Consider the following 21,951-nt stretch of genomic DNA (forward strand, 5'->3'; position numbering starts at 1 on the left):
CAATCGCGACCCGGAAAGGTGCACCGTGCCCTCGAAACGCCGCCTCCGCTGGGCAGGTCTCCCCATCGGAATCGCCTCGGCAGCAGTCCTTGCCGGGTGCACCCCGACCGAACTGCATGGCTTCCTTCCCGGTTTCGTCGAAGACGGCACACCGGTCACCAACCGCACCGACATGATCGCGGGACTCTGGGTGAACTCCTGGATCGTCCTGCTCGTCGTCGGCCTCGTCACGTGGGGTCTGATGGGCTGGGCGGCGATCGCGTACCGGCGTCGCAAGGGCCAGGTCGGCCTGCCGGTTCAGCTGCGCTACAACATGCCGATCGAGATCTTCTACACGGTCGTGCCGCTCATCCTGGTGGTCGGATTCTTCGCGTTCACCGCGCGGGACCAGACCATTCTGGAGACGCAGACCGAGGACCCGGACGTGTCGATCGTCGCGATCGGCAAGCAGTGGGCATGGGACTTCCAGTACAACGGCGAGGACGAGGACGGCGCCGACGCCGTCTGGACGATGGGCGTCCAGGCCCAGCCGGCTGCGAACGGCGACGTCGACCAGGAAAAGCTTCCGACGCTCTACCTGCCCGTCGACAAGACCGTGAAGCTCCTCTTGCAGTCCCGCGACGTCATCCACTCGTTCTGGGTCATCGACTTCTTGTACAAGAAGGACATGTACATCGGCCGCGACAACTATTGGTCGTTCACGCCGACGCGTGAAGGAACGTACGCAGGAAAGTGCGCCGAACTGTGTGGCGAGTACCACTCCGCGATGCTCTTCAACGTCAAGGTGGTCAGCGATGCCGAATACGAGGACTACCTCGAGACGCTGCGCTCCGCGGGCCAGACCGGCGACATCAATGACGCATACGACAGGCTCGGCAATTACCCGGGCACCGGCGCACAAGAGCGCGAGGAAGGCGACTGACCATGGCGACGACACTTCCGCTGCAGGACAACACGCCGGGTCGCCCGACGACCCTGCCCCCTCGTCAGGCCGCTCTGCTGAGTGCATCGCGCACTGAGCAGAAGGGCAACATCGTCGTCAAGTGGATCACCTCCACCGACCACAAGACGATCGGGTACATGTACCTGATCGCGTCGGTGCTGTTCTTCATGCTGGGCGGGGTGATGGCACTGATCATCCGTGCCGAGCTCTTCGAGCCCGGCATGCAGATCGTGCCGACCAAGGAGCAGTACAACCAGCTGTTCACGATGCACGGCACGATCATGCTGCTGATGTTCGCCACGCCACTGTTCGCCGGGTTCGCGAACGTGATCATGCCGCTGCAGATCGGCGCACCTGATGTGGCCTTCCCTCGGCTGAACGCATTCGCATTCTGGCTCTTCCTGTTCGGATCGATCATCGCGGTCTCCGGCTTCTTGACCCCGCAGGGCGCCGCGTCCTTCGGCTGGTTCGCGTATCAACCGCTCGCGAATGCCACGTTCTCACCAGGGGTAGGCGGCAATCTCTGGATGCTGGGCCTGGGAATGAGCGGTTTCGGCACGATCCTCGGTGCCGTGAACTTCATCACCACCATCATCACGATGCGTGCTCCTGGCATGACGATGTGGCGGATGCCGATCTTCACCTGGAACACGCTGGTCACCAGCATCCTGATCCTGATGGCGTTCCCGGTCCTTGCGGCCGCAATCCTGGCGGCCGCGGCCGACCGCGTCCTGGGGGCGCACATCTACGACCCGGCGAACGGCGGCGTGCTGCTCTGGCAGCACCTGTTCTGGTTCTTCGGACACCCCGAGGTGTACATCATCGCGCTGCCGTTCTTCGGCATCGTCTCGGAGATCTTCCCGGTCTTCAGCCGCAAGCCGATCTTCGGCTACAAGACGCTCGTGTACGCCACGATCGCGATCGCGGCGCTCTCGGTCGCGGTCTGGGCCCACCACATGTATGTCACCGGCGCGGTGCTGCTGCCGTTCTTCGCGCTGATGACGATGCTGATCGCGGTGCCCACGGGTGTGAAGATCTTCAACTGGATCGGCACGATGTGGCGAGGATCCGTCACGTTCGAGACACCCATGCTCTTCGCCCTCGGCTTCCTGGTGTCGTTCGTCTTCGGCGGTCTGACCGGTGTGATCCTCGCGTCACCTCCGCTGGACTTCCACATCTCTGACACCTACTTCGTCGTCGCGCACTTCCACTACGTCGTGTTCGGCACGGTGGTGTTCGCGATGTTCGCCGGCTTCTACTTCTGGTGGCCGAAGTGGACGGGCAAGATGCTGAACGAGCGCATCGGATACGTGCACTTCTGGATGCTGTTCATCGGCTTCCACATGACGTTCCTCGTCCAGCACTGGCTGGGCGTGGATGGCATGGCTCGTCGCTACGCCGACTACTCCGCTGCCGACGACTGGCTGTGGGAGAACCAGGTCTCCACGGTGGGGGCGATGATCCTCGGTGCGTCGATGATCCCGTTCCTGTTCAACGTGTGGATCACCGCGCGCAAGGCGCCGAAGGTGACCGTGAACGACCCGTGGGGCTACGGCGCCTCGCTGGAGTGGGCGACATCCTGCCCCCCGCCGCGGCACAACTTCACGTCGATCCCGCGGATCCGCAGCGAGCGTCCCGCGTTCGATCTGAACCACCCCGAAGCCGGGGTACCCGTCGGCGTCGGACCCGCGAAGGACGCCCCATCGACCCCGGTCGTGGATCTCGCCGAGGGAGAGGTCAAGTAGATGCGTACGAACACCGGCCTGTGGTGGTTGCTCGGGGCGTTCTTCCTGCTCGTGACGGTGACGTACACCGTGTGGAACATCGTCGCGCATCCGAACATCCCCTGGTACAGCGCCATCGAGTGGGTGGGCACGATCGCTCTGCTCTTCGGCGCCCTGATGTCCGCGCTGATCGCCTTCTACATCGGACGCGTGCACAAGGCCCAGGGCGGGGAGCTTCCCGAGGACATCCTCACATCCGACATCGACGACGGTGACCCCGAACTCGGTGAGTTCAGCCCGTGGTCCTGGTGGCCCATCGTCCTGGCCTTCTCGGCTGCGCTCGCCATTCTCGGTCTGGCCATCGGCACCTGGCTGATGCCGATCGGGCTCGGCGTGTTCATGATCGCGATCGTCGGTTGGGTTTACGAGTATTACCGCGGATACTTCGCGCACTGATCGCTCCGGAGCGGCGGCGGTCCTGTTGAAGGCCGCCGCCGTCTCCGACGTCGGCGAACACCGCGCGGTCAACCAGGACGCCGCGTTCACCGCGCCCTGGGGCGCGGCGGTGGCGGACGGCGTGGGCGGGGGACCCTCCGGCGACCTCGCCTCGGCTGCGCTGGTGCATCGGCTCGTGGCCGGGACGTTCATCGTTCGGGATGCCGAGGACCTCGCTGTGCGCATCCGTGAAGCGAACTGGGACCTGCGGGCCCACACCGAACGCGACGCCTCGCTGCGCGGCATGGCGACCACCCTCACGGGACTCTTCGTCACCGAGAGCGGCGGGCTGCTGCTGGCCCACACCGGCGACTCCCGCGCCTACCTTCTGCGGGAGGGTGTGCTCACACGCGAGACGCGGGACGATTCGTACGTGCAGGCCCTCCTGGATCACGGGTTGATCGCCGCAGAGGCCGCGGCATCCCACCCTCGTCGCAACATGATCACTGCGTCTCTGGGCGGGGCTGAGGATGACACGGTCACCGTCCTGAGCAGGGATCCGCTGGTCGGCGATCGCTGGCTCTTGTGCAGCGACGGTGTGACGGACTATCTTCCCGAACTCGAGCTGGAGCGCGTGCTGCACAGCGCCTCATCGCCCGAAGCGGCCGCAGCGGGGGTGGTCTCCCTCGCGCTGGAGGCGGGGACGAGAGACAACGTGACCGCCGTGGTCTGCGACGTGGCGATCGCCGTCGACGCGACGGCGGGCCGTCACGCATCCTTCTACGGCGCGGCGGCCGAGCGGTTCTGTGAGGAACTCGAGTCGGCGTAGAGCTCAGCCACCGACCGGTGCGCGAACGACCATCACCCGCTCGTCGAACACACGGGGCAGTGCGCCCTCGTCATTCTCGGTCGGCTGGCCCTCGCGCAGCCAGTACTCGTAGCCGCCGATCATCTCCTTGACCGAATAGCCGAGCGCCGCGAACTCGATTGCGGCCTTGGTGCCCGCGTTGCATCCCGGACTCCAGCAGTAGACGACGACCGGGACGCTCGGATCGAGCTCGGCCGGCGCGCGGTGAACGATGTCCTGCCGCCGCATGTGGAGGGCTCCGGCCACGCGTCCTTGGGCCCAGGCCTCGTCGCTGCGCACGTCGACGAGCACGAACTGTGCGCCGGCTCGCCGGGCCGCGTACACGTCGGAGGCGTCGGTCTCGTGGGCGAGCTTGGCGGCGAAGTACGAAAGCGCATCGGTCATTCCTTCACGCTACGGGGCGGGGGATACCGGGCGCGGGACCGGCCGGTCAGCGTTCGTCGGAATCCTGCCGCGTTCCGCGCGCGTGAAACGACGATGCCCCGGCACGAACACGCGAGGGTGTCGTGCCGGGGCACCAAAGTCGTCGACTCGTTAGGAGCCGCGCTCCTTCTCACGGTTGCGCGGCTTCTTCGTGCCGTCATCGGAGACGATCACGTTGGACGGGCGAACCGCGGTCTCCGAGCTGTGCCCGTCGTCGATCGGCACCCGCGGAGCATCCGGGACTCCCGCGCGATCGTGCGCGGCCTGGATCTCGGCGTCTTCCTCCGTGGCGATGTGCTCCAGCTCGTGGTGCTGGTGCACTGCTGCCGCGTCGAGTTCGGACTGCGTGAGCGGGGCGAGACGATCCTCGAACAGCGTGCGCGACAGCACCGCACGGATGTTCTCGTACCAGGGGATGCGTCCCTTGGCGTTCGGTCGCACGACGAGAGGCTCGTAGTTGTCGTTGTCGACGAGCTTCCAGCGCTCGTACTCATCCACCGGCTGGTGGACCTCGATGTACTCGCCACCGGGAAGGCGGACGATGCGACCGGACTCGTAGCCGTGCAGGGCGATCTCGCGGTCCTTCTTCTGCAGCGCGATGCAGATGCGCTTCGTCACGAAGTAGGCGATCACCGGCCCGAGGAACAGGAGCGCCTGCAAGCCGTGGATGACGCCTTCCATCGTGAGGTGGAAGTGCGTTGCGATGATGTCCGAGGATGCCGCGGCCCAGAGCACCGCGTAGAAGGTGACTCCGGCGGCACCGATGGCCGTGCGCGTCGCGGCGTTGCGGGGACGCTGCGCGATGTGGTGTTCGCGCTTGTCTCCGGTGATCCACGCCTCGAGGAAGGGGTAGAGCAGCACCGCGACGATGAACACGCCGATGATGACCAACGGCACGAGGATGTTGAACGACCAGGTGCGGTCCAGGAAGACGAACTCCCAGCCCGGCGGCACGAGCCGGAGCGCACCGTCGGCGAAGCCGATGTACCAGTCCGGCTGGGTCCCGGCGGACACCGGGGACGGGTCGTAGGGGCCGTAGTTCCAGATCGGGTTGATCGTGAACAGCGAGGCGATCAGGACGATCACGCCGAACGTGATGAACAGGAACCCGCCCATCTTCGACATGTACACCGGCATCATCGGGTAGCCGACGACGTTGCTGTTCTTGCGGCCGGGACCGGCGAACTGAGTGTGCTTGTTGATCACCATCAGCATGAGGTGCAGCACGATCAGACCGACGAGGATCGCCGGCAGCAGCAGGATGTGGAGGGTGTAGAGACGGCCCACGATCGCCACGCCAGGGAATTCACCGCCGAACAGCAGGAACGACGTCCAGGTGCCGATCAGCGGGATGCCCTTGATCATCCCGTCGATGATGCGCAGACCGTTGCCGGAGAGCAGGTCATCGGGAAGGGAGTACCCGGTGAAGCCCTCGGCCATCGCCAGGATGAACAGGACGAACCCGATCACCCAGTTCAGCTCGCGAGGCTTGCGGAATGCGCCGGTGAAGAAGATGCGGAGCATGTGCACGCCGATGCCGGCGACGAAGACGAGCGCGGCCCAGTGGTGGATCTGCCGGACGAGAAGTCCTCCGCGGATATCGAACGAGATGGCCAGCGAAGATTCCAGTGCGGCGGACATCTCGACGCCGCGCATGGGGAGGTACGCGCCCGTGTAGTGGGTGGGCACCATCGACGCCTGGAAGAAGAACGTCAGGAACGTTCCCGACAGCAGGATGACGACGAAGCTCCACAGCGCGATCTCGCCGAGCATGAACGACCAGTGGTCGGGGAAGATCTTGCGACCCAGCTCCTTCACGAAGCCGGACAGACTGGTGCGCTCGTCGATGTAGTTCGCGGTGGCGCCGATGAAGCGGCCGCCCAGGGGCTTGCCGTCCTTACCGGTCGGAACCGTGGTCAGGTTCTCTTTGACGGCCGGCTCCTGGGTGAGGTTCTCGGTGGGGTGAGTTGACGTACTCAATGGCGCTCCCAGAAGCTCGGCCCGACGGGTTCGGTGAAGTCGCTGCGGGCGACCAGGTATCCCTCATCGTCGATGGTGATCGGCAGCTGCGGCAGGGGTCGCGCGGCGGGGCCGAAGATGACGGCGGCGCCGTTCGCCACGTCGAACTGCGACTGGTGGCAGGGGCACAGCAGGTGGTGTGTCTGCTGCTCGTACAGCGCGACGGGGCAACCCACGTGGGTGCACACCTTCGAGTAGGCGACGATGCCGTCGTAGGACCAGTCGGCCTTCTCCGGCGTCTCGACGAGGTCTTCGGGCAGCAGGCGCATGAGCAGCACGATGGCCTTGGCCTTGGCCTCGAGGTAACCCTCCGAATGGCCGAGTGCGGCGAGGGCTTCGGGAATCACGTGCACCGCAGAGCCGAGTGTGACGTCGGCAGCACGGATCGGCGTTCCCTCGGGATCGTGGGCAAGACGCATGCCCTGCGTCCACATGGTCTCCTCGAGGAGGGCCACCGGGTTCTCGCCCTCCGGAGCCAGTCCACGGAACAGGACGATGCCGGGTGCGACCGAGGCCACGACGGCGGCGATCAGCGAGTTGCGGATCATGACGCGCCGGCCGAACCCGGACTCCTCGTTGGCGTCCGCGAATGCCTGGACGGCGGCGGCGCGCGTCGTGTCGCGTCCGCGTGTGGCGTGACGGGGTTCGATGAACTCCTTGTCCGACATGATCGCTTTCGACCAGTGGATCGCTCCGAGGCCGAGCGCGAGCAGGGCAAGACCGATGCCGAGGCCGATGAAGAGATTGTTGTTGCGGATGTCGACGATCCGCCCGCTCTCGATCGGAAAGAGCATGTAGGCGGCGATCGCCCAGATGCTCGCCGCGACCGACAGGTAGAACAGCGTGTAGACCGTGCGGACGGCGCGCTTCGACGCTGCGGGGTCCTTGTCGGTCATCCTCTCGCGGTGAGGCGGGAGCACAGGGAGCTGCACCGGGTCGGAAACCGCGACGGCGAGCCCGGGCGAGGGCTTCCAGGAAGCCCTTTCATGCTCGAGCGGGTCGTCATCGTGTGCCATGGTGATCCTCGTTCGTACGGTGTTCGAAATCGGTCAGTTGGACTTCGCCGTGATCCACACGGTGATGGCGATCAGACCGCCGATGCCGAAGATCCAGATGAACAGGCCTTCGGAAACGGGTCCGAGGGAGCCGAGCGTGAATCCGCCGGGCGACTCGTTCTCCTGCATGAACAGGAGTGAGGAGATGATGTCGCGCTTGTCTTCGGCCGTCAGGTTCACGTCGTTGAAGACGGGCATGTTCTGCGGTCCGGTGACCATCGCGGCGTACATGTGCAGAGCGCTGGTCTGACCCAGCGCGGGGGCGTACTTGCCCTCCGTGAGGGCACCGCCGGCGGCGGCGACGTTGTGGCACATTGCGCAGTTGATGCGGAACAGCTCGGCTCCGCGCGCGACATCCCCCTCGCCGTCGAGCACTTCCTCAGTGGGGAAGGTCGGGCCGGGAGCGGTCGACTGCACGTAGGCGGCCATCGCGAGGACCTGCTCGTGCGTGAACTGCACGGGCTTCTGCGGAGCCTGAGGCGCCTGTGCCTGCAACGGCATACGTCCGGTGGCGACCTGGAATTCGACGGACAGCTCGCCCACTCCGAACAGGGATGGACCGTTGGTGGAGCCCTGCAGGTCGAGACCGTGGCAGGTTGCACAGTTCGCCTGGAAGAGCTTCTTTCCGTCTTCGACGGTCAGCGCCGATGAGACGGCGGTGTCGGCGTTCGCTGCCATTGCAGCGGAAGCACCGGCGTAAACGCCGCCTGTGATCAGGAGGCCGATGCCGATGAGGGCTGCCGCCGCCCAGGGACTGCGACGGCCGTTCGAGCGGCGCTTGGACTCACGTGCCATTTCGGAAAAGCTCCGCTCTATTTCAGGAAGTAGATGACGAGGAAGAGGGCGATCCAGACGACGTCGACGAAGTGCCAGTAGTACGACACCACGATCGAGGTGGTCATCTCCTTGCGCCCGAAGTTCTTGACGGCATACGCCCGGCCGATCACGAGGAGGAACGCGAGCAGACCACCCGTGACGTGCAGCGCGTGGAAGCCCGTTGTGAGGTAGAACGCGGAGGCGTAGGAGTCGGAAGAGATCGGCATCCCCTCAGCGACCAGCTGCGCGTACTCCCACACCTGGCCGGAGACGAAGATCGCTCCGAGAGCGAAGGTCAGCCAGAACCACTCGACCATTCCCCAGCCGAGCCATCCGCGCTTCTTGGTCGAGTAGGGCTGGAAGCGCTCGGCGGCGAAGACGCCCATCTGGCACGTGACCGAAGACAGCACGAGGATGATCGTGTTGACGGTCGCATAGGGGACGTTCAGCAGCTCGGTTCGTTCCGCCCACAGCTCGGGAGACGTGCTGCGCAGAGTGAAGTAGATCGCGAAGAGCCCCGCGAAGAACATCACCTCGCTGCCGAGCCAGACGATCGTGCCAACAGCGACCGGGTCGGGACGCTTGACCGAGCGCATGGCCTGAGAGTAGGTCGCTGTCGTGGTTGTCACCCCTTCATTATGGCCGATTCCGGCGCGGTATTTTCCATCCCGGCGGGCGAATCGGGCCCGCTCCGACTTCGTGCCACTCCAGAGACCGCCGAGAGTCCGCCGGGAATGTCGCCAGAGGACGCCGAGAGGCCAGGTTGCTGCAGCGCGGTCCGGCCGGCAATCGCCCGGCGTGTCGCGCGGCTAGGCTCTTGGCTCATGGCGGAGTTGTACACCTGGCCCGGAATTCTCACCACGCTGGTTGACGGGCGCGACCTCAGCGTCTCCGAGTCGACGTGGGCGATGCGGCAGATCATGACCGGTTCGGCGACCCCTTCGCAGCTGTCCGGATTCCTCGTGGCACTGCGCGTCAAGGGTGAGACGGTCGACGAGATCGTCGGGTTCCGGGACGCGATCCTCGAGGCGGCGCTGCCGCTGCCGGTGGATGCGAACGTCCTGGACATCGTCGGCACCGGCGGCGACAGATTCGGCACCGTCAACATCTCGACCATGGCCGCTGTCGTCGCCGCGGCATCCGGTATTCCCGTGGTCAAGCACGGCAACCGGGCGGCGAGTTCGGCGTCGGGTTCGTCCGACGTGCTCGCGGCGCTGGGACTGGACCTGACCATCACGCCCGAGCAAGTCGCTGAGACCCTGTCCCGCGCGGGGATCACGTTCGCGTTCGCCTCCGCGTTCCACCCGGGCTTCCGCCACGCCGGCGCCACCCGCCTCGAGTTGGGTGTGCCGACCGTCTTCAACTTCCTCGGGCCCCTGTGCAACCCCGCGCGTGCCGAGGCCAACGCGGTCGGCGTCGCGCAGCTGGACCGCGTGCCGTTGATCACAGGTGTCTTCCGGACCCGCGGCGCGACGGCGCTGGTGTTCCGCGGCGACGACGGGTTGGACGAGCTGACCACGACCGGCCACAGCAGACTGTGGGAGGTGAGCCGGGGCGACATCCATGAGCACGACCTGGATCCGCGCGATCTGGGCATCCCGGTTGCCGATATCAACGACCTGCTCGGGGGCGATCCGGCGCACAACGCGCAGGTGGTGCACCGCGTCTTCGCGGGCGACCAGGGCCCGGTGCGGGACATCGTGCTGCTCAATGCTGCGGCCGGCATCGTCGCGTTCGAGCTCTTCCAGGACGCGACACAGGTTCAGCGGCCGATTCTGGAGCGCCTCGCCGCGGCGAAGGACGTCGCCGCCGAGGCGATCGACAGCGGCGCGGCAGCCCAGAAGCTGCAGACCTGGGTCGAGGCCACCCGCTCGTACGCGGACTGAGGATCTGATGTCGATCGGCTGACACCGACACTTACCTCGTTGCGCCGGGCGCGGCTAGCGTGAAGACACACGCACCACCGAATGCAGGAGGATGCCATGACCGACGCCCCGATCACCGCCGCCGACACGGCGGCCGCCGTGGAACCGCCCGCCCGCAGCCTCAGGCTCGTCAAGGTCGCCGGCATCCTCGGCATCCTGGGCGGGATCGCGCTGATCCTGGTCGGGGTCGTCATCTGGATCGCGGTGTCGATGCAGCTGCAGGCCGAGAGCATCACGATCCCCGACGACGCGATGGCGTTCCAGGGCCAGACGGTCGCCGGTCCCTTCACGGCGTATGTGCAAGCCGACATCATCCAGCACCATGCCCTGGAAGCTTCCGGCGGCAAGACCTACGCCGAACTCGCGCAGGACGATCCGGTGCGCCAGACCATGATGACCGCATCGTTCTTGCGGGCGTCACTGTTCACTTCCGTCGTCTCGTTCGGTGTCGCCGCATTCGCGATCGGCGTCGGCATCCTGTCGATCCTGTTCGGCTGGGCCATCCACCGGCTCGCGAGCGCCCCCGTCGTGATCAAGCGGTCGACTCTCGCCGAGGCGTGACCACGCCCTCTCGAAGATGCACCCCTCCGACGCGCTGAACGAGATCGCGACTCTGCTGGAGCGCGAGCGGTCGTCTCGGTACAAATCCAAGGCCTTCCGCACGGCCGCTGACGCGATCGCCGGACTCAGCGACGAAGACCTGCGGGATGCTGCCGCCCTGCGTCGCCGCAAGGGGATCGGCGAGTCCACGTTCGCGGTCATCTCCGAGGCGCTCGAGGGGCGCGTGCCCGGCTACCTGGTGGACCTGCGCGAGCGGGCGGGAGTGCAGCGGAGCTCGACGCTGCGCGGGATGCTGCGCGGCGACCTGCACAGCCACAGCGACTGGTCGGACGGCCTGACGTCGATCGATCTCATGGTGGAGGCTGCTCGGACCCTGGGGCATGAATACCTGGCGCTGACGGACCATTCACCGCGGCTTCGGGTGGCGAACGGCCTGTCACCGGAACGACTTCGTGCGCAACTGGACATCGTCAAAGGCATGAGCGGCGACGGCTTCACCCTGCTGTCCGGCATCGAGGTCGACATCCTCGAGGCGGGCGGGCTCGACCAGGAGCCGGATCTGCTGGATGAACTGGACGTCGTGGTGGCATCCGCCCACTCGAAGCTGCGCATGGATCGCGGACCGATGACCCGGCGGCTGGTGGCCGCCGTGTCCGACCCACGGGTCGACGTGTTGGGGCACGTCACCGGGCGGCTCGTGGAGGGCTCCCGCGGCACGCGTCCCCCCTCGAGCATCGACGCGCGAGCCGTGTTCGAGGCGTGCGCGGCGAACGGTGTCGCTGTGGAGATCAACTCCCGCCCCGAGCGACAGGATCCGCCTGACGAGATGATCGCGATCGCGCTCGAGCTCGGATGCCTCTTCTCGATCGATTCCGACGCGCATGCGCCCGGCCAGCTGTCGCTGCTCGACTACGGCGCGGAACGCGCGGAAAGGGCCGGGGTGCCGCCCGAGCGCGTCGTGACCACGTGGTCCCTGGAGCGGCTCCGGGAGTGGACATCGCGCCGGCACTGACCGGGGCGCCGGGAAGGTACCGTCGAGCGGTGACGTTCCTGCAGACCCGTCCGCGGGAACCCGCGTGAGGGCGGGCGTGCCGCCGCGCGCAGGTCGCGGCATCCCCTGGTTCGTCGTGGCGGGCCTGCTCGTCGCTGCCCTGAGCATGCGTGGTCCGATCGTGGCGCCCACGCCGGTGCTGCGCGACATCGAGGCGGACTTCGGCATCGGCTCGGCCACCGCCGGGCTGCTGACGACCGCACCGGTGCTCATGTTCGCGCTGCTCACTCCGCTGGCCGCGCTGGTGATCCGCAGATCGGGGGCTGAGCTCGCGCTGATGCTCTCGCTGAGCGGCGTGCTGCTCGGGACGGTGATCCGGGCACTGCCTGGATTCGGCTGGATGCTGGCCGGCATGTTCGTGATCGGTGCGGCGGTGACGATCGGAAACATCGTGATCCCGGTGATCATCCGCCGCGACGTGCCCTCCGCGCACGTCGGCATCATCACCGCGGCGTACGTGGCGATGCTCAACGCCGGTTCGCTGGTGACCTCGTTGCTGACCGCTCCGCTCGCTTCGCTCATCGGCTGGCCGGCGTCGCTGCTGGCGTGGTCGCTGCTCACGGTGGCCGGGATCCTGCTGTGGGCCGCTCACCTGTCCCGCACCCGTCGTCCCGGCGGAGGCTGGGCGGACCGGTACTCGGGACCGGAGCCGAGATCCGAGGGTGGGAGATCAGCGGTTCGCGACATCGATCCCACCACCCTCACCGGTCCGCTGCCGGTCGCCGCGCGCGGTCGGCAGGAGCGCACGATCCTGCGGCGCCCGGTCACCTGGCTGCTGCTGTCGGCATTCGCAGCGCAGACCACGATCTACTACTCGCTCTCGACGTGGCTGCCGACGCTCACGGCGGACGAACTGGGACTGGACCCGGCAGCGGCGGGCGCTCTCGCATCGCTGTTCCAGGGCGCGGCCATCGCGGGCGCATTCGTGGTTCCCCTGCTCGCGCGGTTCACTCCCGCGATCGTGCCGACCCTGACCATCTGCGCATCGTGGCTGATCCTGACGGTGGGGATGCTGTTGGCGCCGCAGCTCACGTGGCTCTGGCTCGTGGTCGGGGCCGTTGCCCACGCCGGCGGTTTCGTCGTCATCTTCACCGCCCTCGTGACCGTCGCGCGGAACGACCGCGAAGCTGCGGGCATGTCCGCCCTCGTCCAGGGGGGCGGGTACGCGTTCGGCGCCCTCGGCGCGCCGGTGGTGGGCGCGCTGCACGAATGGACCGGGGGATGGAGCGCTGCGCTGGCCCTGCTGGTCGTGCTCGCGGTCTTCTACTGCGTCGCGCTTCTCGCAGCCGGTCGCGCGTCACGTTCCGGCCGGGGCTGAGCAACGGCGACGCGCCGGCCCAGGGCGGGCGGCGCGTCGCGTTCGGAGTCAGCGTCCTCAGGACGGCGGTGCCGCGTTCGCGCGCAGGACCTCGAGCCTCGCGCGATACTCGACCTCGTCGATGTCGCCCTTGGCGTAGCGCTCGGCCAGGGTGACCTCGGCCTGCCTCAGGGGGCTCAGTCGCCCGTGCGGTCCGTAGCCGTTCTCCCTTGCCGCGCGCCGCCAGCGGCGGCCGAAGAGCGCGAAGAGCAGGGCGAACACCAGGATCCAGAACAGCGGAATCAGCAGGAACCACCAGCCGAACCCCGGACCCCACCCGACGAAATGACGGTCGGCGGTGGAGGCGACTGCGGTGAGGGCATTGACAGCGGCGAGCGTGGTGGACATGGGCTTCCTCTCGGTCGGGATCGCGGTCTTCCCTGCCGGCGGAGGGCCGCGATCGCATGCGTCAAGCCAACCGAGGGCGCAGCATCCGCGAATCTGTCCGGGGAAGGCATTGCGGATGCTTCCGCCGGAGTACGCGGAGGGTGGAGGCTACTGCCAGCCGGGCGCGACGAGGCCGGATTCGTATGCGGTGACGACGAGTTGCACGCGGTCCCGGGCGGCCAGCTTCTGCATGATCCGCGAGACATGCGTCTTCGCGGTGAGCGGCGAGAGGAACAGCCGCTGTGCGATCTCGTCGTTGGTGAGGCCCTGGCCGACCAGGCGCAGCACTTCGGTCTCGCGCTCGGTCAGGGTCGCCAGGCGCGTGGGATCCGCCGCATCCCGCATCCCCAGTGCGGCGCGCTCGAGCAGGCGTCGTGTCACGCCCGGCGAGAGGAGGGCGTCGCCGCCGGCGACCACACGCACGGCGCGGATGAGGTCGACAGGCTCGGTGTCCTTCACCAGGAAGCCGCTCGCGCCGGCGCGGATGGCCCGGGCGACGTACTCGTCCAGCTCGAACGTCGTGACGATCACGACGCGGACGCCGGCCAGGGTGGCGTCGGCCGCGATCTGCTCGGTCGTCCAGAGGCCGTCGCCGTCCGGCATCCGGATGTCCAGAAGCGCGACGTCGACGGGGGTTTCGCGGATCGCCCGCAGCAGGGCCTCACCACCGGACGCCTCGACGACGACCTCGATGTCGGGCTCCGAGTCCAGCAGGGCACGGAATCCGGCGCGCACGAGCTGATGGTCATCGGCCAGCGCGACCCGGATCACGACGCACCCGCCCACGGGAGCCGTGCGGTCACCACGGTGCCGGCGCGCGTGGCCGGGGTGATCGTGAGCGCGCCGCCGGCGAGCTCTGCACGCTCGCGCATACCTCGGATGCCGGCACCCTCGGTCGCGGCCGAATCAGGGCCGGTGCCGTCGTCCTCGACGGTGAGAACGAGCTGGTCGGCGCCCGGGGACTGGAGTCTCTCGAGGGTGATCGTGGCGGTGGAGCCGCCCGAGTGACGGACGACGTTCGTGAGTGCCTCTTGAGCGATCCGGAACGCGGTCGTCTGCACCGCGCTCGGAGGCCGCGCCCCGCCCAGGCGGTCATCGAGTGTGACCTCGAGCCCGAGGCCAGTGCGCTGTGTCGCCAGCACGGTCAGGTCGACGAGCTGCGGTTGGGGCGTCAGCGGCGCGGTGATCGGCGAGCCCTCGTCTCCGCGCAGGAACGAGAGCACTCCGCGCACCTCGTCCAACCCTGTCGCGCTGAGGGAGCGGATGCTCGCGAGTGCTTCGCGGGCGCGCTCCGGCTCCTTGTCGAACAGGTGCAGGCCGACGCCGGACTGCACGGCGATCTGGCTCAGCGAGTGGGCGAGCACGTCGTGGAGTTCCCGCGCGATACGGGTGCGCTCCTCCTGCTCGACCGTTTGCCGCCGCTCCTGCAGCTGGGCGCGACGTTGATCACCGCGGTCCACGCGTCGCCGGATGCCCTCGCCGATCGCGAAGCATGCGGCCAGCGCGAGGGTCGTGATCGCCACGCGGAAGGGGTGGACGCCGCCGGGGTTCAGAACACCGAGGGCGATGATCGCGATGAGCCATGCCGCACCGACCGAGATGAGCGCCCACAGGCGGGCGCGGCGGGCGATCGCTCCGACGATGGCGAAGGCCAGCGCGATGAACGGCGGTGACATGTCGGGAGGCACGAACAGATCGGCCAGCGTGAGAGCAGCCACCACGGCGACCGTCGGACCGGGGTGCCGGCGGGCGGCGAGCAATGCGAGGGCGGATGCCGCAGCCAGCGTCAGGCTCAGCGCGGCGTAGGGGAGCGGGATGCGCTGCCAGAACGAGATGCCGATCGTCCCGGGCACCTGGACGAGGAGGGACAGCGCCACGGGGACGAAGAGCAGCACCGCCGCGTTCGGCCGAAAGCGCGGATCGGAATCGTCCCAGCGCTCACCCGACATGGGTCTCTCGTGACAGAAGGCTCGATCGGGCTCCATTCGAGGGAGCTCGACGGAAGCGAGCGTGATTCGAGAGGGAGCTGACCCACATGCGCTTGATCGTACGCCGCGCGTCCCGGCATTCCGTCGGCCCGCGGAGGGCGTGCGCATACTCCCGCCGGAGTACGCGGCCTCTCAGTCGTCGTGCGGGACCGTGGCGCCCAGGGCGCCGATGATGCGTGTCATCGCGGTGCCCAGGGCCCACCGATCTGCCAGGGCCTCGGCATCCGCCCGTGCACGGTCATCGAGGGGCTGCAACAGCCAGTCGCGCGCGTCGAGGTCGAGGTCGAGGTCCTTGACGACCTCGACGACGGTCGGGGCGACGGCCAGGTAGGGCAATCCGGCCAGGATCTTGCTGCGGACACCCGCGGACATGCCTTCGCCGCGGTCGGCCGCCGCGAGAATGCCGGCGAGGTCGCCGTGTGCCGCGAGCAGGCTCGCCGCGGTCTTCTCACCGATGCCCGCGACACCCGGCAGCCCATCGGATGAGTCGCCGCGCAGCGTCGCGAAATCCGCGTATTGGCTCGGCAGCACGCCGTACTTGGCGACGACGGTGGCATCGGTGACACTCTCGAGCTTGCTCATGCCGCGGGCGGTGTAGATCACGCGGACCTCGCGGGCGTCATCCACGAGCTGGAACAGGTCGCGGTCGCCGGTGACGATGTCCACCGGCAGCGACGCGCGGGTCGCGAGGGTGCCGATGACATCGTCGGCCTCGTGGGCTGTGGCGCCGACGATCGATATCCCCAGGGCGTCCAAGGTCTGGCGGATGACGGGCACCTGCAGCTCAAGCGGGTCGGGGACGACCTCGATGTCGGGCCCCACGGCGGTGATCTCGGCGACCCGATGGGTCTTGTAGGTGGGGATCAGGTCGACACGCCATTGCGGGCGCCAGTCGTCGTCCCAGCACGCGACCAGATGCGTGGGCTCGTAGGTCGTGACGAGCTTCGTGATGATGTCGAGGAAGCCCCGCACTGCGTTCACGGGCGTCCCGTCGGCCGCTCGAACGGTGTCGGGAACTCCATAGAACGCGCGGAAGTACAGCGAAGCGCTGTCAAGCAGCATGAGGCGGTCGGTCACGCGTGTCATCCTGCCACGGCGGTCGGACGCAGGCACGCGCCACGTGGGCTCACCGCAGCGCGCTCGCCTGTCGCGATGTGCTGGGTGGTGCGGCGTGTTGTGACAGGGGAGCGGGGGAGCGGGGGCGGGGCGCTCGAGTCGCGATGTGGCCCATGCGGGCGGCTCGCGCCAGACTGATCGGCATGACCTTTGCGAACGTGGGCACGCTGGGCACGGTCCCGGGCCGTCGCGACGAGCTGGTCGCGCTCCTCACGCGACCCCGCTCCGAGCTGGCCGCGATCGGGTGTCTCCTCTACGAGGTCGGCGTGTCAGAGGACGAGCCGGATGTCGTGTTCGTCGCCGAGCTGTGGGAGTCGGCCGAAGCCCACCAGTCCTCACTCGCGCTGCCCTCGGTGAAGGCAGCGATCGCGCAGGCTCGTCCGTTGCTGTCCGGGGTCATGGACGGGCTGCGGTTCGAGGTCGTCGGCTCCCCGCTGCGGGCCTCCCCGTCGAGCTAGGGCTCAGCAGCCGGCGCCGCCGGGATACTCGAGGCAGGTGCGATCCACGAGTGCGGTGCGCGCTTCGACGACACGGATGTCGTACCCACCGCTGGCCGCGGTGACATAGCCCGTCACGGGCCGCCACGTCCCAGAGCCGAAATCGACGGATGCCGCGTACTGGACGGTGACGCTCACCGGATAGGTGCCGCGCTCGCGGTAGACGTGGCTCGTCCCGGTCGGCGTGAACTGCGCCTGCCCCAGGCTGTCCCAACTCGCACCGCCCGTGGTCGATCGCGCCGTCGACCCATCGCCGTAATCGAACACGAACCCGGCGGGAACGAACCGCACCGTCACGTCCCAGCCCAGCAGCGTGCCGGTCAGAACCTGCTCGGATGCCGCGGCCACCACGTTGGTCGGAGCCCCCACGATGCCGAATCCCGTCGGTTCGCCCGTCAGCGACGGCTGCGCCGGGCGGAAGGACGCGAGGTCGGCGGCCGTGACATCGGGCGGGGTCACCACGATGAAGCCGCAGCGATCGGGCTGCGTCGGGCAGCGCGGAACCGGGGGCACGGGTTCGCTCGGGACGGGGTCGACCGAACCGTTGGAGTCACGGACGGGCGGCGCGGGGTTGTTGATATTCGCGCCGACGTCGACTTGCGAGCCGGAGTTGGAGATTGTGGTGCATGCTCCGACGGCTGCGAGGTCGGGGCTGCAGGGTGCTTGGTCGGCGGTCATTCCCAGCCACGCACCCACGCTGAGGATCGATATGGCCAGGCTCGCGATTAGCATCCGGCCTCTGCTTTCGCGATGCTCGATTCGATCAGCAACCCCGGCGACGTGGATATGAAGTCGACCGTTAAGAGCGATACGAGTTCTCGATCCGCAGGCGTGACGTCTGTCCCTCTCGCGTCCACGACCTGCGTTGCGCTGGAGTCCAAGCACACCTCGAGGCGCACGGACCCGTTTACTAGCTCCGCGGCAATCGGGTCCACTGATGCAACGACGCTGGGACCGACGAGGCTAAGCCCTGCTTGGTCGAGTTGCTGCTGGGTCTGGATATCTATCTCAAGTGCCTGACCGGTGAGAAACGTTTGTGGGTCTCGCGATGAAGCGGCATTCCCACGTCGCTGGTTCAGCGCATCCACATAGGCGCGATACGTCTCCTCTGCCGCGGCGAATGCCTCGTCCTCGCTGGCGAAGACGGGGGCTGTCGGCGACGGTGCGGGCTCGGGCTGACACCCGGTCGCCATCCCGAGGACCACCGCCAGCGCGAGGGTCACAGAGGCGACGCGAGGGATCACCCGACCACGGTAACGGCGATCCCGATCCTGCTCCCTGACTTATCCACACCCCGGCCTCCGCGTGGCGCGGTACGGCGCACAGGCGCGCTGACATACTGACCGCGTGAAGATCTCGAAGCTGTACGCCGTCATCGCTGTCGTCGCGCTCGCCGCGGGCCTGAGTGCCTGCGCGGCGCCCACGCCGGTGATCGCACCCGTGACCATGGACGCCAACGACCTCCAGGGGGCGACGGTCGACCTCGTGGTGGGTCAGGTCCTGAACATCAACACGGGTGATCTCGCCGTCGACAGCTACAGCGGCGAGGTAGCGGACACCAGCGTCGCCGAGTTCGTCGCCGGTCGCGAGGACGGCGGTGCAACCTTCAACCCCGGGGTGAAGGCTCTGGCTGAAGGCTCCACGAAGGTGGTCCTGTCCAACGCGAACGGCGGCATCCAGAACCTCACGTTCACGGTCGACGTCGGCAAGTAGCAGTTCTGCTCACGAGGCCGGCTCGAGCGCCTCGTGAATGCGGCGCAGGTCCTCCAGCAGCGAGCCGATCAGTACCCAGTGATCACGCGATGGCGTGTGCACCCGGAGGGGCGCGGTCAGGGCGGCGGGTTCGTCCCGATGCTCTGCGATCAAGGGCGCGGCATCCGTCCGTCGCACCTCGAGGCGCACGTCGTGGGCGGCGCGGCGCAGCTGCTCGGCGATCGCCTGGACGGCGGGTTCGTCGGCGATGCTCGCGTCGTAGTGATCGGCGAACGCGCGAGTCATTCCGACCGTCTGGGTGACGATGGGCCCCAGCCGGTCCAGCAGCGCCTGCACGGCCGCGAGGTCCTCGCGGTGCTTGCGCCCGCGCGGGTTGAGCGAGAGCGACTCGGTGCCGACCTCGATGGCGTTGTCCGCGGCATCCTTCATCGGTCTCATCAGGCGTGCCTCCACGAGGAGCCCGTGCAGCTGACCGGCGGACTGCGGCGACTCCAGCGCACGAGCGAGTCGTTCGAGCGAATTGGCGAGCTCGTTACCCAGCGCCATGACCGCATTGCGCGCGGGTGCGACGGCGACGGGTGGGACGACGGCGAGATTCACCAGGATGCCGATCACCGCGCCGATGAGCGTCTCCAGCACCCGGTTGACAGCGTAGGCAGGTGTCGCGGTGCCCAGCGCGAGCACCAGCAGCGCGCTGATCGCCACCTGGTTCGTGGAGCCGGGGGTGAGCCGCAGCGCCCAGGCGATCAGCAATCCGGCCACCGTCGCCAGCAGGATGACCCACGTGCTGCCACCCAGCAGGATGCCGAGGACAGAAGCGATCACGACGCCGGTGAAGACACCGATGCTGCGCTCGACAGCCTTTGTGAGCGACTGGTTCAGGCTGGGCGCCACCACCAGCAGCGCCGCGATCGCGGCGAAGACGGGCGGCTGACCGGGGATGAGGGCTCCGGCGATGAGCCACGAAGCCGCGATCGCGATCGCCGACTTGACGACCTGCAGGATCGGGCTGCGGTGGGTGGCTCGGATGCCGGCGGTGACTCGCATCCTCCGAGGGTATGCCTGGCCCGGTGCCGGGTGCGGCGGGGCGGCCGTCTGCGAAGACCCGGCTAGCGTGGACGGATGAGCACTCAGCAAGCAAAAGCACAGACCCTCGCCCAGCTTCACGCGGCGCCCGAGATCTTGCGCGTCGTGAACGTCTGGGACGTCGTGTCGGCCAAGGCCATCGCCGCGCTGCCGCAGACGAAGGCGCTCGCGACCGCGGGCCACTCCATCGCGGCGACGTTCGGGTACCCCGACGGCGAGAAGATCCCCCTGGACGTGATGCTCGACATGATCGGCCGGATCGCAGCGGCGACCGACCTGCCCGTCTCGTCCGACCTCGATGCCGGGTACGGCAACGCGGGGGAGACCACCCGCCGCGCGATCGGCGTCGGCGTGGTGGGCGCCAACGTCGAGGACCGCCTGCAACCCCTCGCGGAATCCGTCGCCGCCGTCGAGGCCATCATCGCCGCAGGGCAGGCCGAGGGCGTGCCCTTCGTCCTCAACGCCCGCACCGACGCATTCGTGCGCGCCGGCGACCGCCCGCTTGCCGAGTCGATCGCCGATGCGATCACCCGCGCTCGCGCGTACCTCGCGGCGGGAGCCGACCTGGTGTTCGTGCCCGGCAAGCTCGATGCCGACGTCACACGCCAGCTGGTCGAAGGGATCGGCGAACGCAAGATCAGCGTCATCGGCGTTCCCGGCGCGCTGTCGGCAGCGCAGTACGAAGCACTCGGCGTTGCCCGCATCTCCTATGGTCCGCTGACCCAGCGGGTCGCTCTGACAGCGCTGCAGGATGTCGCCGCCGACCTCTACGCCGACGGCGTCATCCCGACCACCACCCGCGATCTGAACTGACGACGGCGCCCCGATTCCCCGACGCCATGGGAATCGGGGTTCCTTCCTCCGTGTTGAGGTGAGCATGGATCCCACTCCGGTCGACGTCGTCGTGATCGGCGCGGGACAGGCGGGACTGTCCGCGGGATACCACCTCCAGCGCCGCGGATTCGTGCCCGTCGGTCGCGCGTCCGCCGACGAGCGGACCTTCGTCGTCCTGGACGCCAATGACAAGCCCGGGGGAGCCTGGCAGCACCGGTGGGCATCACTGAAAATGGCGACGGTCAACGGCATCCACGAGCTGCCGGGTCACCCGGTGCCCACGGCCGACGCCCACGCCGCCAGCCGCGATGTGCTGCCGCCCTACTTCACGGAGTACGAGTCGAAGTACGCGCTCGATGTGCGTCGGCCGGTGCGCGTGCGCGCGGTGCGGCGTGCCGACGAGGATGCGAGAGGCCGCCTCCTGGTCGACACCGACCACGGCGCATGGGCGTCGCGTTTTGTCATCAACGCGACCGGCACGTGGACCCGTCCCTTCTGGCCGCACTATCCGGGCCAGGATCGCTTCCGCGGACGACAGCTGCACGTCGCCGACTACGAGTCTGCCGACGAGTTCGCCGGTCAGCGCGTCGTGATCGTCGGCGCGGGGATCTCAGCGGTGCAGCTGCTCGATGAGATCTCGCAGGTCGCCGACACCTTCTGGGTCACACGCCGTGAACCGGAATGGTCCGAGGAGGCGTTCGACATCCCGGCGCGGGTGGCCGCCATCGCGGGCGTCGAAGACCGGGTGCGGCGAGGATTGCCGCCGGGAAGCGTCATCTCGGTGACCGGCATGCACTGGACACCGTGGGCTCGGGCCGCCCAGTCGCGCGGAGTGCTCGAGCGGCATCCGATGTTCGCAGCGATCGAGGAGAACGGCGTCCGCATGCCCGACGGCTCTTTCGAGCCCGCCGACGTGATCCTGTGGGCGACCGGTTTCCGGCCCGCGCTGGATCACCTGGCGCCGTTGCGGCTGCGCACGCCGGAGGGCGGCATCCGCGTGGCCGACACGCGCGCGCTGGACGAGCCGCGGCTGTTCCTCATCGGATACGGACCCTCGCAGTCGACCATCGGCGCGAATCGCGCTGGGAGCGCCGCGGTGCGCATGATCGTTGCAGACGAGGCCCCCGTTCCGGCCTGACGGCAGTCAGTCTCT

The 21,951-nt window shown here is 68.0% G+C and carries 24 protein-coding genes; 12 read left to right on the forward strand and 12 right to left on the reverse strand.

Features of this window, described 5'->3' with window-relative positions; genetic code table 11:
• Nucleotides 1-25: 25 nt before the first annotated feature.
• From ctaC to ABD655_RS07840, 4 genes are read left to right on the forward strand one after another with little or no spacing between them, the layout of a single operon-like run.
• Entirely contained in the window at nt 26-922 is an 897-nt protein-coding gene (ctaC, locus tag ABD655_RS07825; RefSeq protein WP_344712965.1) for an aa3-type cytochrome oxidase subunit II, read from the forward strand.
• Between the two features lie 2 nt (nt 923-924).
• Entirely contained in the window at nt 925-2,688 is a 1,764-nt protein-coding gene (ctaD, locus tag ABD655_RS07830; RefSeq protein ID WP_344712966.1) for an aa3-type cytochrome oxidase subunit I, read from the forward strand.
• Nucleotides 2,689-3,123, forward strand: coding sequence for a cytochrome c oxidase subunit 4 (locus tag ABD655_RS07835; RefSeq protein WP_344712968.1), 435 nt, complete (start codon nt 2,689-2,691; stop codon nt 3,121-3,123).
• Between the two features lie 25 nt (nt 3,124-3,148).
• Nucleotides 3,149-3,931 carry a PP2C family protein-serine/threonine phosphatase gene (locus ABD655_RS07840; RefSeq protein ID WP_344712970.1) on the forward strand — a complete coding sequence of 261 codons (783 nt, stop codon included), beginning with the start codon at nt 3,149-3,151 and terminating at the stop codon, nt 3,929-3,931.
• Between the two features lie 3 nt (nt 3,932-3,934).
• On the opposite strand, the gene ABD655_RS07845 is transcribed toward ABD655_RS07840, so the two are convergent.
• The 5 genes from ABD655_RS07845 to ctaE all read right to left on the reverse strand — a co-directional run bounded on the left by ABD655_RS07845 (nt 3,935) and on the right by ctaE (nt 8,879).
• On the reverse strand, nt 3,935-4,354 hold the full coding sequence (locus ABD655_RS07845; protein ID WP_344712972.1) for a rhodanese-like domain-containing protein: 420 nt from the start codon (nt 4,352-4,354) through the stop codon (nt 3,935-3,937).
• Nucleotides 4,355-4,504: 150 nt separating this feature from the next.
• Complete coding sequence (qcrB, locus tag ABD655_RS07850; RefSeq protein ID WP_378721527.1) at nt 4,505-6,313, reverse strand: cytochrome bc1 complex cytochrome b subunit; 1,809 nt, start codon at nt 6,311-6,313, stop codon at nt 4,505-4,507.
• Between the two features lie 56 nt (nt 6,314-6,369).
• Nucleotides 6,370-7,428: a cytochrome bc1 complex Rieske iron-sulfur subunit gene (qcrA, locus tag ABD655_RS07855; RefSeq protein ID WP_344712974.1), complete on the reverse strand. Its 1,059-nt coding sequence runs from the start codon at nt 7,426-7,428 to the stop codon at nt 6,370-6,372.
• A 33-nt stretch (nt 7,429-7,461) separates the two neighbouring features.
• Nucleotides 7,462-8,262, reverse strand: a complete 801-nt coding sequence (gene qcrC / locus ABD655_RS07860; protein ID WP_344712976.1) for a cytochrome bc1 complex diheme cytochrome c subunit — start codon at nt 8,260-8,262, stop codon at nt 7,462-7,464.
• Between the two features lie 17 nt (nt 8,263-8,279).
• Nucleotides 8,280-8,879 (reverse strand): aa3-type cytochrome oxidase subunit III, encoded by a 600-nt coding sequence (gene ctaE / locus ABD655_RS07865; RefSeq protein WP_344715750.1) that lies wholly within the window; start codon nt 8,877-8,879, stop codon nt 8,280-8,282.
• Between the two features lie 228 nt (nt 8,880-9,107).
• On the opposite strand from ctaE, the gene trpD reads away from it, so the two are divergent.
• The 4 genes from trpD (at nt 9,108) to ABD655_RS07885 (ending at nt 13,138) form a co-directional block, all read left to right on the forward strand.
• The gene (gene trpD / locus ABD655_RS07870; protein ID WP_344712977.1) at nt 9,108-10,169 is read left to right on the forward strand and encodes an anthranilate phosphoribosyltransferase; all 1,062 of its coding nucleotides are present in this window, start codon (nt 9,108-9,110) and stop codon (nt 10,167-10,169) included.
• 96 nt (nt 10,170-10,265) lie between these two features.
• Nucleotides 10,266-10,769 (forward strand): aromatic ring-opening dioxygenase LigA, encoded by a 504-nt coding sequence (locus tag ABD655_RS07875; protein ID WP_344712979.1) that lies wholly within the window; start codon nt 10,266-10,268, stop codon nt 10,767-10,769.
• Nucleotides 10,770-10,785: 16 nt separating this feature from the next.
• Nucleotides 10,786-11,781, forward strand: coding sequence for a PHP domain-containing protein (locus ABD655_RS07880; RefSeq protein ID WP_344712980.1), 996 nt, complete (start codon nt 10,786-10,788; stop codon nt 11,779-11,781).
• A 76-nt stretch (nt 11,782-11,857) separates the two neighbouring features.
• On the forward strand, nt 11,858-13,138 hold the full coding sequence (locus tag ABD655_RS07885; protein WP_344712982.1) for an MFS transporter: 1,281 nt from the start codon (nt 11,858-11,860) through the stop codon (nt 13,136-13,138).
• A 57-nt stretch (nt 13,139-13,195) separates the two neighbouring features.
• Here the strand turns inward: ABD655_RS07885 and ABD655_RS07890 are convergent, their stop codons facing one another.
• From ABD655_RS07890 to ABD655_RS07905, 4 genes are all read right to left on the reverse strand, one after another.
• Nucleotides 13,196-13,525: an SHOCT domain-containing protein gene (locus ABD655_RS07890; protein WP_344712984.1), complete on the reverse strand. Its 330-nt coding sequence runs from the start codon at nt 13,523-13,525 to the stop codon at nt 13,196-13,198.
• A gap of 147 nt (nt 13,526-13,672) precedes the next feature.
• A complete protein-coding gene (locus ABD655_RS07895; RefSeq protein ID WP_344712985.1) occupies nt 13,673-14,335 on the reverse strand; it encodes a response regulator in 663 nt (220 codons plus the stop codon).
• A complete protein-coding gene (locus tag ABD655_RS07900) occupies nt 14,332-15,513 on the reverse strand; it encodes a sensor histidine kinase (RefSeq protein ID WP_344712986.1) in 1,182 nt (393 codons plus the stop codon). Before ABD655_RS07900 ends, ABD655_RS07895 begins: the two co-directional genes overlap by 4 nt.
• Nucleotides 15,514-15,684: 171 nt before the next feature.
• Complete coding sequence (locus ABD655_RS07905) at nt 15,685-16,629, reverse strand: 5'-3' exonuclease (RefSeq protein WP_344712988.1); 945 nt, start codon at nt 16,627-16,629, stop codon at nt 15,685-15,687.
• A 182-nt stretch (nt 16,630-16,811) separates the two neighbouring features.
• Here ABD655_RS07905 and ABD655_RS07910 point away from each other — a divergent pair, with 182 nt between their 5' ends.
• Nucleotides 16,812-17,126 (forward strand): putative quinol monooxygenase, encoded by a 315-nt coding sequence (locus ABD655_RS07910; RefSeq protein ID WP_344712990.1) that lies wholly within the window; start codon nt 16,812-16,814, stop codon nt 17,124-17,126.
• A gap of 3 nt (nt 17,127-17,129) precedes the next feature.
• Here the strand turns inward: ABD655_RS07910 and ABD655_RS07915 are convergent, their stop codons facing one another.
• Complete coding sequence (locus ABD655_RS07915) at nt 17,130-17,897, reverse strand: hypothetical protein (RefSeq protein WP_344712992.1); 768 nt, start codon at nt 17,895-17,897, stop codon at nt 17,130-17,132.
• On the reverse strand, nt 17,891-18,409 hold the full coding sequence (locus tag ABD655_RS07920; RefSeq protein ID WP_344712994.1) for a hypothetical protein: 519 nt from the start codon (nt 18,407-18,409) through the stop codon (nt 17,891-17,893). The genes ABD655_RS07915 and ABD655_RS07920 overlap by 7 nt, the downstream gene beginning before the upstream one ends.
• Before the next feature lie 103 nt (nt 18,410-18,512).
• Here ABD655_RS07920 and ABD655_RS07925 point away from each other — a divergent pair, with 103 nt between their 5' ends.
• Nucleotides 18,513-18,878, forward strand: coding sequence for a hypothetical protein (locus tag ABD655_RS07925; protein ID WP_344712996.1), 366 nt, complete (start codon nt 18,513-18,515; stop codon nt 18,876-18,878).
• Between the two features lie 9 nt (nt 18,879-18,887).
• Here the strand turns inward: ABD655_RS07925 and ABD655_RS07930 are convergent, their stop codons facing one another.
• Nucleotides 18,888-19,925, reverse strand: coding sequence for an FUSC family protein (locus tag ABD655_RS07930; protein ID WP_344712997.1), 1,038 nt, complete (start codon nt 19,923-19,925; stop codon nt 18,888-18,890).
• Between the two features lie 75 nt (nt 19,926-20,000).
• Here ABD655_RS07930 and ABD655_RS07935 point away from each other — a divergent pair, with 75 nt between their 5' ends.
• Together ABD655_RS07935 and ABD655_RS07940 are read left to right on the forward strand one after the other, a co-directional pair.
• Nucleotides 20,001-20,777: an isocitrate lyase/PEP mutase family protein gene (locus ABD655_RS07935; protein WP_344712999.1), complete on the forward strand. Its 777-nt coding sequence runs from the start codon at nt 20,001-20,003 to the stop codon at nt 20,775-20,777.
• 64 nt (nt 20,778-20,841) lie between these two features.
• A complete protein-coding gene (locus tag ABD655_RS07940) occupies nt 20,842-21,936 on the forward strand; it encodes an NAD(P)-binding domain-containing protein (RefSeq protein ID WP_344713001.1) in 1,095 nt (364 codons plus the stop codon).
• Nucleotides 21,937-21,951: the final 15 nt, after the last annotated feature.

Origin of the sequence: Microbacterium terregens (assembly GCF_039534975.1) — a bacterium.
Classification (GTDB): Bacteria; Actinomycetota; Actinomycetes; order Actinomycetales; family Microbacteriaceae; genus Microbacterium; species Microbacterium terregens.